The sequence below is a fragment of the Desulfurella amilsii genome (assembly GCF_002119425.1).
Lineage (GTDB): Bacteria > Campylobacterota_A > Desulfurellia > Desulfurellales > Desulfurellaceae > Desulfurella > Desulfurella amilsii.
In genome coordinates this window covers 343780-358809 of the sequence record NZ_MDSU01000018.1, presented here as the reverse complement: position 1 = coordinate 358809, position 15030 = coordinate 343780, and the positions used below count along the sequence as shown (strand labels likewise).

15 protein-coding genes and 1 CRISPR repeat array are annotated in these 15030 nt (G+C 30.7%); of the genes, 10 read left to right on the top strand and 5 right to left on the bottom strand.

Features of this window, described 5'->3' with window-relative positions; translation table 11 throughout:
* Positions 1-20: 20 nt before the first annotated feature.
* Genes DESAMIL20_RS05295 through DESAMIL20_RS05275 form a run of 5 tightly spaced genes read right to left on the bottom strand, consistent with a single transcriptional unit; the run spans position 21 to position 5097 of the window.
* Entirely contained in the window at positions 21-1724 is a 1704-nt protein-coding gene (locus DESAMIL20_RS05295) for a radical SAM protein (RefSeq protein ID WP_086033773.1), read from the bottom strand.
* 4 nt (positions 1725-1728) lie between these two features.
* Positions 1729-2340, bottom strand: coding sequence for a class I SAM-dependent methyltransferase (locus DESAMIL20_RS05290; RefSeq protein ID WP_086033772.1), 612 nt, complete (start codon positions 2338-2340; stop codon positions 1729-1731).
* Positions 2337-3107 carry an ABC transporter ATP-binding protein gene (locus tag DESAMIL20_RS05285; RefSeq protein ID WP_158090532.1) on the bottom strand — a complete coding sequence of 257 codons (771 nt, stop codon included), beginning with the start codon at positions 3105-3107 and terminating at the stop codon, positions 2337-2339. Before DESAMIL20_RS05285 ends, DESAMIL20_RS05290 begins: the two co-directional genes overlap by 4 nt.
* Entirely contained in the window at positions 3104-4066 is a 963-nt protein-coding gene (locus DESAMIL20_RS05280) for a FecCD family ABC transporter permease (RefSeq protein ID WP_086033770.1), read from the bottom strand. Before DESAMIL20_RS05280 ends, DESAMIL20_RS05285 begins: the two co-directional genes overlap by 4 nt.
* Positions 4063-5097, bottom strand: a complete 1035-nt coding sequence (locus DESAMIL20_RS05275) for an ABC transporter substrate-binding protein (protein WP_158090531.1) — start codon at positions 5095-5097, stop codon at positions 4063-4065. The genes DESAMIL20_RS05280 and DESAMIL20_RS05275 overlap by 4 nt, the downstream gene beginning before the upstream one ends.
* A 182-nt stretch (positions 5098-5279) precedes the next feature.
* Between DESAMIL20_RS05275 and cas6 the strand changes: the two genes are divergently transcribed.
* The 10 genes from cas6 (at position 5280) to DESAMIL20_RS05225 (ending at position 14861) form a co-directional block, all read left to right on the top strand.
* The gene (cas6, locus tag DESAMIL20_RS05270) at positions 5280-6011 is read left to right on the top strand and encodes a CRISPR-associated endoribonuclease Cas6 (protein WP_158090530.1); all 732 of its coding nucleotides are present in this window, start codon (positions 5280-5282) and stop codon (positions 6009-6011) included.
* Positions 6008-7597 (top strand): type I-B CRISPR-associated protein Cas8b1/Cst1, encoded by a 1590-nt coding sequence (cas8a1, locus tag DESAMIL20_RS05265; RefSeq protein ID WP_086033767.1) that lies wholly within the window; start codon positions 6008-6010, stop codon positions 7595-7597. The genes cas6 and cas8a1 overlap by 4 nt, the downstream gene beginning before the upstream one ends.
* Positions 7590-8528 (top strand): type I-B CRISPR-associated protein Cas7/Cst2/DevR, encoded by a 939-nt coding sequence (gene cas7i / locus DESAMIL20_RS05260; RefSeq protein ID WP_086033766.1) that lies wholly within the window; start codon positions 7590-7592, stop codon positions 8526-8528. The genes cas8a1 and cas7i overlap by 8 nt, the downstream gene beginning before the upstream one ends.
* Before the next feature lie 3 nt (positions 8529-8531).
* Positions 8532-9227, top strand: coding sequence for a CRISPR-associated protein Cas5 (cas5, locus tag DESAMIL20_RS05255; RefSeq protein ID WP_086033765.1), 696 nt, complete (start codon positions 8532-8534; stop codon positions 9225-9227).
* Positions 9228-11387, top strand: a complete 2160-nt coding sequence (locus DESAMIL20_RS05250) for a CRISPR-associated helicase/endonuclease Cas3 (protein ID WP_086033764.1) — start codon at positions 9228-9230, stop codon at positions 11385-11387.
* A 7-nt stretch (positions 11388-11394) separates the two neighbouring features.
* Entirely contained in the window at positions 11395-11895 is a 501-nt protein-coding gene (gene cas4, locus DESAMIL20_RS05245; protein ID WP_086033763.1) for a CRISPR-associated protein Cas4, read from the top strand.
* Positions 11888-12877: a type I-B CRISPR-associated endonuclease Cas1b gene (gene cas1b / locus DESAMIL20_RS05240; protein ID WP_086034722.1), complete on the top strand. Its 990-nt coding sequence runs from the start codon at positions 11888-11890 to the stop codon at positions 12875-12877. The genes cas4 and cas1b overlap by 8 nt, the downstream gene beginning before the upstream one ends.
* A 3-nt stretch (positions 12878-12880) precedes the next feature.
* The gene (gene cas2 / locus DESAMIL20_RS05235; RefSeq protein WP_086033762.1) at positions 12881-13162 is read left to right on the top strand and encodes a CRISPR-associated endonuclease Cas2; all 282 of its coding nucleotides are present in this window, start codon (positions 12881-12883) and stop codon (positions 13160-13162) included.
* A 92-nt stretch (positions 13163-13254) separates the two neighbouring features.
* A CRISPR array of direct repeats spans positions 13255-13939; the repeat unit is 29 nt; unit sequence GTTTTAGCTCCCAATTGTGGGATTTAAAG.
* Positions 13940-14266: 327 nt separating this feature from the next.
* The gene (locus DESAMIL20_RS05230; protein ID WP_086033761.1) at positions 14267-14602 is read left to right on the top strand and encodes a NifB/NifX family molybdenum-iron cluster-binding protein; all 336 of its coding nucleotides are present in this window, start codon (positions 14267-14269) and stop codon (positions 14600-14602) included.
* A 13-nt stretch (positions 14603-14615) separates the two neighbouring features.
* Positions 14616-14861, top strand: coding sequence for a hypothetical protein (locus tag DESAMIL20_RS05225; RefSeq protein ID WP_086033760.1), 246 nt, complete (start codon positions 14616-14618; stop codon positions 14859-14861).
* The last annotated feature ends 169 nt before the right edge of the window (positions 14862-15030 follow it).

Here is a 15030-nt window from a genome sequence, read left to right as displayed (position 1 = left end):
ATAACGCTTCTAAAAAAAAATTATACAATATGCGCATAGAATGATTTATTTGCCTGAGTGTAGCTTTTATTGTTAAATAAGTAGTATTTGCGTTCAATATCAAAATTGTATATGTGAGGATAGGCTGCGTTTGCAATAAACATCAAGCCAAATATCCACTCAACTGTACCAAAATCCCAGCCAAATGGTAACCTGAAAACTTTTTTTGTTTTTCCTGCATGAATATTTATGTTGTGTGTTTGGCAGTACGCGTAAAAGTCTTCTTCTTTGCAAGAAATAAATCCTGAAATAAATACAATGTCGGGGTTATATGTAATAAGTTCCTCATGTGTTATATTGACGCCTGGCTTTCCTTCTTTGATTAATTTAATTGTTTCTAAACCAGCAAAGCTTGCAAGTTTGTTTTCAAACCTGTGTGTATTAAGTGCAAAGATTGGTGTGCCCATAACATAGTAGGATTTTAGTTTTTTTTCTATGTTTTTGCGTTTTTGTTTAACATCTTCTAAAATTTCGCTGTAAAAGTTGATAAGCTTTGAAGGATCCGTATTTGAGATTTTTGCTAATAAATTTACAACGTCAAAGTAATTTTCTAAATTGGTATTTTCGCCATCTTGGGTTTCGTGAAAAAAAGCTAAAAAATTTTTATCTTTTAAAATTGTGCCAATAACAAAAGTTATGGTTTTTTTGTCTTTTACGCCAAGGGCATTTAATATGCCTACTACCATCTCTATAGCCCTTGTGAGCCTGTAGCCGCCAAAAAATCCGTCTTCTTCAAAATCTTTTTTGCAAATATTACCTATAATGTGTGATGGTTTGCCTGTTGTAGAGATAATGTGTGCACCCATTGGCCCATAAAAACAGCGTTTTATGCTAAATTTATCTAAAGTAGTATGTAGGTGTTTTGTGCCTGGAGAGTTGAGTAGATATACATAATCTAAATATTGTTTAAGCTCTTCAGCTAGTTTTTCTGATTCGCTAATTGAGGGCTCAAGCTCAGCCGATGCACTATCAAACGGTACAAAGCGCATAACCTGCATAGGTATCTGGCGTGATAGTTTTGATAAAAATTTTGCTGCATTTGCAAGCTCAACTTCATTGCCTTTTACATGGGGAATAGAAACTTCAAAATACACATTGTTTCTAAACAAGTAAACAATATTTCGAAATACCGGCTTTGAAGACAGAGCTTTGCAAAATTTTTTGTATGTGGCTTGTGTATACCCTTTTAAGCCTACATTTACAAAATCTAAATATTTAATTAGTTCTTCTAGCGCATCTTTAGTATAATAGAGGTTTGTAGATATACCAAAAAGCAGCTTGCTTTCTTTAGCTTTTTTTGCAAGATCAAGCAGACTAAAGTACTGCATTGTGGGTTCATTTATGCCAAAAACTATACCTTTGCAGTTTTCCTTAAGCGCTTTTTGTACGATTTCTTCAGCACTTAAAATTCTCAAAGCATCTTTAAAAACATCCGCGTGTTTTACAAATACATTTGACACGCAGCCTTCACACTTGAAGTTACACCCTAGGCTGCCAAGCTGCAAAAACTTATGGTTTGGAAAAAAATGCAGCATTGGCTGTGTTTCGATAGAAATGGGGTTTATAAATAAATAAGCGTTTTTAAAACGCTCAACTATCTGGCCGTTTTTGTTTTCATACATCCCACAAAAACCAAATTTAGAGTCTTGTATGTCGCACCTAAACTCACAAATATTGCATTTCATTAATTTACTCCTTTGTTATTATTATCCAAAACCCGGTTTCATCATTTATGATCTTGTAAGTTTCAATGTTTGATTTTTGCAGGATGTTTTTTATTGTTTGTGGATTTGTTTGCCTTAGACGCTCTTGAACCTGATTTTGCCAGTTTGGGTTTTTCTCTGACATTACTTTATGAATTTTTTCTTTTAGATCTTTGTTGCCGAACCCACCACCGATATACGTTATACCACTTTTTTTCAAAATTCTATAAATTTCTTTGAAAGCTTGTACTTTGTCCTCCCAAAAAAACACTGAACCTCTGCTAATAACTAGGTCAGCAAAGTCGCTTTTAAACGGTATTGCTCCTACATTTGCCACAATGGGGAAAATTGTGCTTTTGTTTTCTTTTTCTATAAATTTTTTTGCACTAAAGATCATATCGAATTCTAAATCAAGTGCAAAAATGCGATAATTTCCAAAGTTATAAAAGCTTCTTGATAATATAGCACTACCGCAGCCTATTTCTACCACAGTGCCGCTTTGTTTTTTATAAAATGCCGTTATATTTTTTGCAATTTGAGGGTATATGTCTTTAAAAATATTTTCTGCCACATCAATAAAACCTTCGTACTTGCTCATACAATCTCCGAAAGCATTATAAACAACCTGTTGTTGTTGTTTAATATTGTTATTTTTTCATCATACAATTCGCTTAAATTTTGAGCAGTCATTATGGTTTTTGTAGGTCCATAATTTAGCAAAGAACCGTTTTTTATCATTATTATAGTATCACTAAACCATACGGCTAGATTAGGATCATGCAATGTTATGATCGCTGTTAAATGGTTATTTTTTATGAGGTTTTTTATTAGGTTTAAAATTACGTATTGGTTTGAAAAATCTAAGTGATTTGTTGGCTCGTCAAACAGTAAAATTTTTGCTTGCTGTGCTAGGGCTTGGGCAATAAGCACAAGTCTTTTTTGACCACCGCTTAATTGTGTATAAATTTTATTCTTTAAATGATCAATGCCTACAAGCGATATGGCTTTTTGGGCAATTTCTAAGTCTTGTCTTGATGGCTGGCTTAAATAACCTACATTATGCGCTCTGCCAGCTAATACTATATCAAATACGCTAAACGAAAAAGATATGTCGGTTTCTTGAGATAAATACGCTATTTTTTTTGCAGCCATTCTCAAAGATAATTTATCCAGATTTTCATTTTCGATAAGCACTGTACCTTTTTGAGGTTTTAGTAATTTATCCAATACTTTTAGCAGTGTGCTTTTACCAGAGCCATTTGGGCCAAGTATAGCACATATCGACGATTTCTTTATACTAAAAGCAATATCTTTTAATACAGTGGTATCAAAATAGGAAAAATTTAGCTCTTTAGCTTCAATCATAAGTGTTTTTGTTTTTTGTAAAGCCATGCAAAAAATGGCGCGCCAATTAAAGAGGTTAAAATACCAATGGGTATCTCACCAGAAATTAAACTCCGCGCTAAATCATCCATTAAAACCATAAAGATACCGCCCACAAATATACTTGTTGGTATAACTTTTTTATTATCACTGCCTACGAGAAGTCTGGATATGTGCGGTATCACAAGCCCAACCCATCCAACAATACCAACAATAGCGACACTTGCTGCTGTAATTAGAGACGATAAAAGTATGATTAGTTTCCTTAATAATGTAATATTTAAACCTAAAGATTTTGCTTCATCATCACCAAAAGCAACAATATTTAATTGCCACCTAAGCAGATATAAAAGCAATACGCATAATGCTATTACTACAAATGCGCCCCATGCGCTAAAACTTACATTTGCAAAACTGCCCATTAGCCAAAAAACTATTTGTGGTAATTGATTATTTGGATCTGCAAGGTATTTTATTATACCCAAAAGGGCAGAAAAAAAAGAGCCAATGATAATTCCCGATATTACGAGGTTTAGAATTGGCAAACCGTATTTTGATTTTGCAAGAAAATAAGCTGTATATACTGCTATCAGGCCAAATGCAAAAGCAAAAATTTGTACAAAATAAAAATGATTAAACACAAGTATAGCCAAAGCGGCACCAAAGGCGGCACCGCTTGAGACCCCTAAAATATCGGGCGAGACAAGGGGGTTTTTAAACATTGCTTGATAGGCACTTCCAGCTACGGATAAACCTGCTCCTACAAAAAAAGCAAACAAAACTCTAGGGAGCCTAATATCCCAGACAATTGTTGTATTAACAGAGTTTTTTGGCTCTACTAAACATTTAACAATATCAATTGGCGCAATCCTGTAAGGCCCAATGCCAAGCGAAACCACAATTGTGATTATTGAAAGCAAAATTAAGTAAGTGTTTTTCAATTTTCCTGCCAGTTAATATGGATTTGATTTAAATTTATACCCCAAAAAGTTTTGTAATAGTATTGTGCTTGAGCTTTTAAATCAAGTGATTCAAAATGTTTGGTATGCAGGATTTTAGCACACCACAGCAAGCCAAGTGGGGCTTTCTCTGGCGCAAACCAATTAGAATAAAGACCTCCACTATCTTGAGGTACTAAAAATACTTTTTTGTGCACCACAGCGCTTACAAAATGCAAATCCTTATCATGATAAATATCGCTTATAGCTTTTTGGTTTCCTGTACCCAAAAAAATATATTGAGGGTTCCATTTAAGAATGTCTTCTTTTGATATTTGACCAAATTTACCCTTTACATTTTTAGATACACTAATGCCACCAGCCTTTTGGATAATGTCGTTCACCAGTGTATCAAATTGGCCACCAGAGGTAAGCTTATTACCTTGAGGTCCTTGATAGCTTAAATAAAGCACTTTGGGCTTTTCTTTAATATCCTTTAGATGATTTCCTACAAAACTGACGGTATTTTTATAATAAGAAATTAGGTTTTGAGCTTCTTTTGCATGGTTTGTTGCCTCGCCTAGACTTTTTATACTTTCATATAAATCGTTTAAATTGCCAAAGCAAGCACTAAAAGCTATAACAGGTATACCCAATTTTTTAAATTGTTCGTTGTTTGCCTGCATATTTACATTTACTATAAATCCTGGCTTTAGGGATACAATTTTCTCGATACTGGGGCCAAAGGGATAGCCTACATCAGCAACTTTTTGCTTAAAACTTGGCATTTTTTTTAAAATTAGCTGACCACTAAAATAGGGCATAGCATCCCTACCCATGCCAGGATAACCTACAAGACCATCTTGAGCATTAATCATAAATACAAAAGGCAAAGCCTGCGGAAATAGCACAACAAACCTCTTTGTATTGTTAATTTCAACTTTTTTCCCAAAATTATAAACAGTTATTGTGCTAGACCAAGCCTTTGGCAAAAAAATCAACAGGACAAATAGAACTAAAAAAAGTTTTTTCACTTTTTCCCCTTGTTTCATCGGAGTATATAAAAATACATATCGATTGTCAAGAAAATTTTGTTTTAGTTTTTCTAGCATTTTTTATTTGCAATTTAGGACAAAAAGAGTAAAACAATTTTATTGTTCAACTTAATTTAAGACAAATGGTAATCGTAGATATGCTAGTCAAAGAGGAGGTTTCCTTGATAGTTAGATTTAAAATTAGTCTATTAAATTGCACTAAAATTCCTGCAACATACCGTAAAAATTTTGTTTCATTAATTAAAGAGGCTTTTAACCAGAGTGGAAACAAAGAAATAAAGGATCTAAACTTAAGCGCCAAACCAAAACCTTTTACATTTTCTTTAAAATTTTTAATAAAAAATTTTAGCGATGGGCAATTAGAGCTTAAAGATAATGTATTTGATTTTTATTTTTCGACAAATGATTATCTAATTTTAATGTCAGTTTATAACTTTATGATAAGCCGTTTAAGTACCTATAATATTTTTCAAAATTGCAAGAATACTCTGATTAAAGCAATGTTATTAAGTAAAGCTAAAATTGATAAAGATTACGTTGTCTTTAAAACCCTAAGCCCAATAGTGGTACGAGATATGATAAATAAAAATGGCAATAAGACCTTAAAATTTAGCGATGAAAAATTTGTTGATAACCTTCAACTTTCAATAAAAAGTTTAATAAAAACTTTTAAAAATCAATACATTGATCAAAGCAGCATTTTCATTAAAGTATTAAAAATGAAATCAGATAACATAAATAGCTTTGGCAGCAATAAAAACCTTTACGGCCTATATGTAAATAGCGGTTTAATTGAATTAAGTTTAAAGTCGGAATACTTACAGCTTTTGTATGATATAGGTATTGGTGCAAAAAGAAGTCAAGGTTTTGGTATGGTGGAGAAAATTTTATGAAGGAAAAAGTTTTTTTGAGAGATTGGTATTACAACGCAGGCATTATAGGTTTTTTAAAAATCATCTGCAATGGAGATTTTGATAAATTAGAAGATTTTGGTGATAAATTGCATATTGATGAAAATTACATTGAGTTTGATTTAGAAATTCTTGATAATTTTAAAGAGAAACTTTATGAACAACTTTTTTTGAAATACTTTGATCTAAATCAATATCAAAGTTATATCAATAAAGCATTAAAAGATAATGAAGCATTAAAAGATAAAAAAGATAAACAAAATCCCTTAATCACAAGAAATATAGATAAATATCCATTTCAAGGCTTATATGAGTCTTTAGGTCATAAATTAGAAACTTACGATGATCTTGTAAGTTATCAAAAAACAATAAATGAATATACAAAAGAGCGGATTTACGATGAAACAAAAACAACAGATTTTATTACTGATTTTGTTAAAAAAGTCACAAAAGGAATAATAGGACTTTCAAATTTAGAAAAATACTTAAAAGATGCAAGAGACAACTCATTTAAATTGGAAAAAGATTCCGATAAGCCTTGTATATCATGCCAAATAAGAAAAAGAAAATTTGAGTTTAATAATGCAATATCAAATATTATAGGTTTTAATAAAGATAATGCTAATTGGATTTGGGGTTTTAATAGTACAAAAGTTCAACTTTGCTCTATTTGTTCACTTATTTATTTAAGCGCAAGCGTAAGTTTAATATTTCACAAAAAAGGCGGTAATTATATCAATTGTTTTTACTTTATAAACAATAACAGAAATATTTCCAGATTAAAAGAAAGCTATATAGAGTTCGAAAAACAAGTTAATTCAATAAAAACCCAAGAAATATATCCTATTATGGTGAAAGAGGCGGTTAAATTTACCAAGCAAGAACAAGCAGCTAAATCGTTGCAAAATATTTCGTTCATTGAAAGTCAAGAAAATAATATGAGTGGACAGAGTACAAAAAATTACAATGTCTATTCTTTTTCTTTAACTAGCAAACTTGCAGAATTTATTGATAATAATATTGATAAAATACCAACGGGTTCTTATACTAACAAAAATAACTATTTTGATATTGAATATGAAGTTTTAAGAAAAACAATAGAGAAAAAACTCTATTATGACGATATTAATAGATATTTAAGAATGTATCTTTCATCTAAAAATAAAAATACCAATTTGAATTTTAAGGCAGATGATATAAATAAAGTAGTAAACTATATTTTGAAATATATTACTTATATGTTAAAAGGAGGTGTTAATGTGGATTTAGAAAAAATATCTAAAACAGGTTATGTAAATGGTAAAAAACTTAGAAACAAACTTAGCAAAGAAGGAAGAGAAAACCAGATTAATGGTTTTGTTTATCAGTTTTTAAATGACTTAAGAGTAGGGGATAAAGATAGATTTTTAGATAAGTATCTTAGAATTTCTATATCAAATGAGTTAGAGTTGTATTTTGGTTTAGAAGAAATGAATAACAAGGAAGCTTTTTTACATTTCGGTTATAGTTTTCTAAATGGACTTTTGTACCAACAAAATAATTCAACCAAGGAGAATGAAAATGAATAATGGTTATTTACATTGCAGTATAATTTTTAAAGCGTCCAATTTAAACTATGGTGAAAGTATAGGAAATATATTATCTCTCAAAAAATTAACAGTCGAAGAAAAAACATTTTCTTATATTAGTAGGCAAGCTTTAAGGTACGATATCGTTAGAATTTTAGATGAAGAGTGTAGATATGGTAAAGCTGAAGTGGATAAAGCTAAAGGCGTTATTCAGTTTACAGAAGGATCAACGATTGATAAATATCCAGAAATAGATTTTTTTGGCTATATGAAAACCGAAAAGAAAAGTCAACAACAACCAAATAAACAATATCAAGAAGAAGCTAAAACAAAAATTAGGAAAGCAGTAGTAAGGCTTACTGATGCAGTTAGTCTGGAACCATTTTATAGTGAGATGGATTTTTCTACAAATATGGGCCTTGCAAGCAGGAAAAACCTAGATAATGATATTTATCAATCTGAAATCCATAAAAGCTACTATACATACAGCATTACTATTGACTTAGATAAAGTTGGTATTGATGAAAACTATAAAAAACCTAACCTTAACAAAGAAGAGAAGATAAAAAGGTTAAACGCACTGTTATATGCTATTAAAGTGCTAAACAGAGATATAAAAGGCAAGAGAGAAAACCTATCTCCATTATTTATTATTGGTGGTATATATACAAGTGGCAACCCATTTTTTTATAACCAGATAAAACTGCTTTTTTCTAAAGATGGTATTTCAATAAATGATCAAATTATCAACTCTGTTTTAGAAATAACAATGTTTAATGGCGATCCAGTTAGAGACAAGACCTATTTAGGTTTTTTAGAAGGACATTTCAATAATGTTGATAAAATAAGTATCGAAAATGATAGAAAAACTACGATAGAAAAGTTTTTTGAATCGTTAAAAAATAATATAGCAAATTATTACGGGGATTAATTTATGGTTACTTTAAAACTGCAATTGTACCAAAATATGGTGAACTATCGGAAGGAAAATAGTTTTGGTTATATTCAAAGCTACCCATTACCAACACCATCTATGGTTAGGGGTATGGCTCATAGTTTATTAGACTTAAAAGAATATAAGCCACTCAAAATATCCATACAGGGTAGTTTTGATAGTGTGTGCGTAAATATGCAAAAGATCATAAAATTTGATAGGAACCGGCCAAGCAACCCATACAGAGTGACTATTGGCACTTCAAAAAAAACAGCTCTCAATGGTATATTGTTTGTGGATAGTTTAGTTGATTGCAAAATTATCTTGCATATAGCTTTTGATGATGAAGGATTAACTAAAAAGTTATACGAAAAAGCACGCACTAATACTGTAATATTAGGCAGAAACGAAGACATAGCAAGGGTTGATCTTGAAAGATCAAAATTAGTTGAAATTAGACAAAAAGATGAAATTAGGTTAAAATACCCAATATATTTAGATAAGCGAACTGCTTTAAAAAATCAGGTAGTTGGCACACATTATAGATTGCCATTTTGTTACGAGAGTGTACAAAATTTTAATGACCTGCGTATTTTTAAGTTTGTAGATTGCGTGTATGTATCATCAGAAACAAGATTAGATAATTTTTATATTGATGATGATGAAGACGTTGTTTGCTTCTTGGAGGTTTCATAAATGGAAAAATTGCTTGATAAATACTATGCAAAATCAGACCCACCTATTACAATTTTTCAACACAACGAAGATTTAAAATACAGGTTTCGTCAATTAGAGCCATATTTACCAGAAGACAAAGTTAAGCGATACAAGGATATAATTTATAAAATTATAGAGTATCATGATTTTGGTAAAATTAATAAAAAGTTTCAAAATAAAATCAAAAATGGCAAAAAAGAGCAAGGAGAGATGCCACATGAGTGGTTGAGCATCGCCTTCATTGATAAAAAACTTGAAAATTGGCTTAAAACATTTAATGATGATAACATTAATTTCTATACTCTTTTTTGTTATATAATTGCAAATCATCACACAAGAAACAAAGAACTTTTAGTAGATTTAGCAGCTAAGCTAAAAGATGCAATTATCAAGGATATACCGGAAGATATACCGGAAGATATGTTGGATACCGATTATGACATAAATAAAGATTTTAATGAGAAAGTGAATGAGTATTTTACTAATTATTTTACTGATTTGATTTTTTTGAAAGGTATTTTGCATAAATGCGACTACAGTGCTTCTGCCGGAATTGATGTAGAGCAACGGTATATAGGAAATTACCAAACAGATTTTATAAATGGGTTGAAATCTAAAAATATCACATTGAAGCCATTTCAATCTAATGCCAAAAATTTATCTGATAAAAATGTTATCTTAGTTGCATCTACGGGTATGGGCAAAACAGAATATTCTATGAGTTGGATAAACGGAAACAAGGTTTTTTATTTGCTTGGCATAAAAATTGCTGTAAATGCGATGTACGAAAGGTTTAAGAATTTTTTTAATAACAATGTATCGCTTTTACATGGGGATATAAATTATCAATTACTTGATGAAACAGATGGTGAAAAAGATTATGAGTTTAAGCTTGCTAAAATAAGGCAATTTAGTTACCCAGTAACAATTGCTACCGCAGACCAGTTAATTACAAGCGTATTTAAATTCAACGGTTTTGAACTGCACTATCTAACGGCTAGTTATTCGAAAATTATTGTTGATGAAATACAAAGTTTTAGTCCGGAAACAATTGCTTGTATTGTAGTATTTTTGCAAGAGGTTTCGCGGCTTGGTGCAAAATTTTTGATTATGAGCGCAACAATACCGCCTTTTATAAAAGATGAATTTCAAAAAATCGCGTGCCTTGAAGAGCCTCAATTATCAGAAGAAAGAAGGCATAAAATTGAGATTAAAGATTACTTTATTGAAAATTACGATTTTTCAAGTGTAGATTTCAATAATAAAAAGGTTTTAATCATTTGCAATACAGTTAAAAAAGCTCAGTCGATTTACGAAAAATTAAAAGAAAGAAGCGTTGAAGCAAACTTGCTTCATGCGCGTTTTACTAAGTTAGATAAAGCAAGAAAAGAAAAGGATATATTAAAGTTTGCAAATAGTAATAATACTGGTGTATGGATAACAACACAAATAGTAGAGGCAAGTCTTGATATTGATTTTGATTTATTATTAACTGAATGTTCTACTATAGATAGTATGTTACAGAGATTTGGTAGATGCTATAGAAAAAGAGACTATTGTAAAATAACTCCAAATATTTTAATCTTTCGATATGATGATATCTCCAAAAAAATTTATGATGCTGAATTACTTGAAAGAACACATAAAGCGCTTTCCAAATACAATGGCTCATTATTAACAGAAAAACAAAAGCAAGAAATGATAAATGAAGTGTTTAGTGATATTGAATCTACAAAATATTATCAATCGTATAGTGATTATAAGCAACTTTTAAAAAGTGGCTTTAGGACAGGTAAAGTCGAGTCTCAAGAGTTATTTAGAAAAATTACAAATGAATATACAGTTATACCTGAACCCGTTTACAAGAGTAACGAAACCTTAATAAATGAATATATTAGTAATATAGATTCAAGTAAAGGCATAAAGAGACTGGAGCAAAAAGAGAAGCTATTCAATTATTGCATTGAGTTACATTACACTGAGTTACAAGTTTTTAATAAACATAGGCTTTTACCAATTACAATTAAAAGCAATTTTTTAAGGAATAGTGGAATCAAAATACTTACTGGTGTTAGTTACGATGATAAAGAAGGGTTGAAATTTATCAATGATTCAGAAAAAATAGACAACGTCATATAAGATTTGTATGGAAAGAAAATCTATTTTTATTACAGCTACTCAAATAAATTATTTTTTTGTGTGCAAACGAAAATTGTGGTTATTTTCTCACAATATTACAATGGAACACAATAGCGAATTGGTTGAGTTAGGAAGTTTGCTTCATAAGGATTCTTATAAGAAAAGACGTAAAGAAATAGAATTTGATGGTATTAAAATAGATTTTTTTGAAAAAAACAAAGCACTAATTCACGAAGTTAAAAAAAGCACTGCAATAGAAAAATCTCATATATGGCAAATTAAATATTATCTTTACCGTTTAAAAGAATTAGGTATTAATGTAGAAGGTAAAATAGATTATCCATTGCAGAAAAAAACAGAAAGCATATCATTAAGCGATACTGACGAAATGGTAATTTCAAATATTATTTCTAAATTAAAACAGATACTCAAAGAACCATTGCCACCGCAGAAAATCGCCCAAAAAATTTGTAAAAAATGCAGTTATTATGAGTTTTGCTATGCGTAATTATTATATTTTTAAAAGTGGCAGAATTAAAAAACAGGATAATTCAATTATCTTTGAATATACAGAAGATGGTGTCGAAAAAAAAATTCCAATACCTATAGTCGATATAGATTCAATATATCTATTTGGCGAAATTGATATAAATAATAAGCTAATTAATTTTTTGTCTCAAAATAACATAATGATTCATTTTTTTAATTATTATGGATTTTATACAGGGACTTTTTATCCAAAAGAATTTTTGCTCTCTGGTGATCTGCTTGTTAAACAAGTTTTACATTATTATTCTAATAAGAAAAGAATAGAGTTAGCTAAAGAATTTGTACTAGGTGCTATATATGGAGCTATTTTAAATCTTAAAAGATATAAAGAAAAAATTGACAACGAAATAGATGAATTACAAAACCTGATTAAAAGCATCGAAGAGCAGCACAGTATTTCTATGATAATGGGCGTAGAAGGAAACGCAAAAGAAATCTATTATAATGCTTTTCCTAAAATAATAAATCAAAAAATAGAATTTAAAAAAAGAGTCAAAAATCCACCAGATAATATGATGAACGCTCTTATTTCTTTTACTAATAGTCTTATTTATAGCTCAGTGTTAAAAGAAATTTATAAAACCCAATTAAATCCAACGATCGCATATTTACACGAACCAAGCACAAGAAGATTTTCTTTATCACTTGATATAAGCGAAATTTTTAAGCCGATTTTTGGCGATAGGCTAATTTTTACTTTACTAAACGATGGAGTTTTAAAGCAAAGCCATTTTGATAAAGACCTAAATTTTGCTTATTTAAAAGAAGAAGGAAGAAAAATTGCAGTTAAGGCTTTTGAAGATAAATTGAATACTACCTTTCACCATAAAGGGTTGGGCAGAGTAGTAAGCTATAGAAAATTAATTAGGCTTGAGCTTTACAAGCTCATAAAACATCTTATGAATGAAGAAAAGTACCGAAGTTTAAATTTTTGGTGGTGAAGAATGTATATCATTGCGGTATATGATATTTGCACTATTGATTCAGCAGGCCAAACTAGATTGGTAAAAACGATGAAAACATTTAGGAAATATTTACACCATACTCAGAAATCTGTATTTGAAGGTGAGCTAAGTGAGTCAAAATTTAAATCTTTAATAATAGAAGTCAAAAAAAATATAAATGATAAAGAAGATTATTTGATTTTTTATAGAATAGACAATAAAAATAACTGCAAAAGAGAGTGTTTTGGGAAAGACAATGAGCGTATAAATACTATCATTTAAGCAAATCCCATATTTAAGATTCGCGAAGAAATCGCACGTTCTTTTATATAAAAATACTATACAAATAAGATTTATTTAGTATAATACAATGGGTTTTAGCTCCCAATTGTGGGATTTAAAGCGCAGAAGTTATAGAACTTGCAAAAGCATTAAATCAGGTTTTAGCTCCCAATTGTGGGATTTAAAGCTTTTTGTCTTGGGTCGTGTATATCTTTATTTAAATTAGTTTTAGCTCCCAATTGTGGGATTTAAAGCTTTGGTTATCAAATGCAGGAACAATCATATTTTGAGTTTTAGCTCCCAATTGTGGGATTTAAAGTTAGAAAACATTGTTATAATAGTCATAAGTCAATGTGTTTTAGCTCCCAATTGTGGGATTTAAAGCTTTGATTATCATATGCAGGCACTATCATGTTTTGAGTTTTAGCTCCCAATTGTGGGATTTAAAGCTTTGATTATCATATGCAGGCACTATCATGTTTTGAGTTTTAGCTCCCAATTGTGGGATTTAAAGGTATTTTTCTTATATTCATAGTAAATAAAATACAGTGGTTTTAGCTCCCAATTGTGGGATTTAAAGACTATTGCTGTTGCAATGGTGACAAGCTGTTTTACTACGTTTTAGCTCCCAATTGTGGGATTTAAAGCTGGTATGAAAAACATACCAATTGTTATGGTTGCCTGTTTTAGCTCCCAATTGTGGGATTTAAAGAATGGGAATTACTTGAGCACAACAAACAAGTTTTTGGTTTTAGCTCCCAATTGTGGGATTTAGGAAAAAGGGGACAGGCTACTTTATTCTATTTTCTATTTCTTTTTTGGTCTTCCATTTCGCTTTATGGTTGATTCCAAGCCAAATACTTTTTTGATTTTTGCTTGCCATTTTTTACCTATAAAAGTAGCCTGTCCCCTTTTTTCCCTAGCATTATAACTGCAGTGTAAAGAAGAGTTTAGCCTATATGATATTTTGGAATATGTGTTTTTAGTAGTGAGTGTTTACATTTTGTATTTGAATTTTATACTTGACATATGTCCATAAAGTAATATATTTCTTTATGGACATATGACCATAATTAAGGTTGTATAAAAAAGGAGGTGTCTTTGATGAAATTAGCAGTACCGACGAGTGACGGCAAAAATATATCCAAACATGTGGCGTTGAGTAAGTTTTTTTATATTTATGAAGATAGTAAACAAGTAGATAAAATTGAAAACCCTTTAGTTGAGAATTTAAAAGAATCATCAGCACCTTTACATACTCATGAAGGTAGGGGGCTTGGTGCAGGAAGAATAATACCATCTCTTATCGCGCAAAAGGGTGTAGAAGTTTTTCTTGCTAGAGAAATTGGAGATGGCATGAGGGCTAATATGCAAAGGATGGGTATAAAATGTATTGAAACACAAGAGAAAAACATAGAACAAGCTTTAAGTGTAATTTAGCAGGAGGTGTCTTATGCCATTTGGAGACGGCAGAGGTCCAATATGGGCCTATCATACTGAGAGATACGGCTATGGTAGAGAAGTTGGGTACAGTAGAGGCTTAGGTTATGGTAGAGGATTCGGGTGCAGGTGGAACTTATCCTTGGATTCAACTTATGAAAAAGAATATTTAGAAGAAGAAAAACGCATTTTAGAAAGAAGAATTAAGGATTTAGAGGTTCTTTTAAGTTCGCGCAAAACGGATGCGCAAAATGTTTAATTTAGTGTGGGGTTATCCCCGCACTATTGATTTTTTTAAAGTAAAAAATTTAGGTTAAAAACTATAAGGAGGATAACATGCCAAGAGGCAATGGATTAGGACCAGTGGGCACTGGGTCAGGAAGAGGAGCAAGAGGCCAAGGTAAAATGACAGGGCGAGGGCTTGGCCC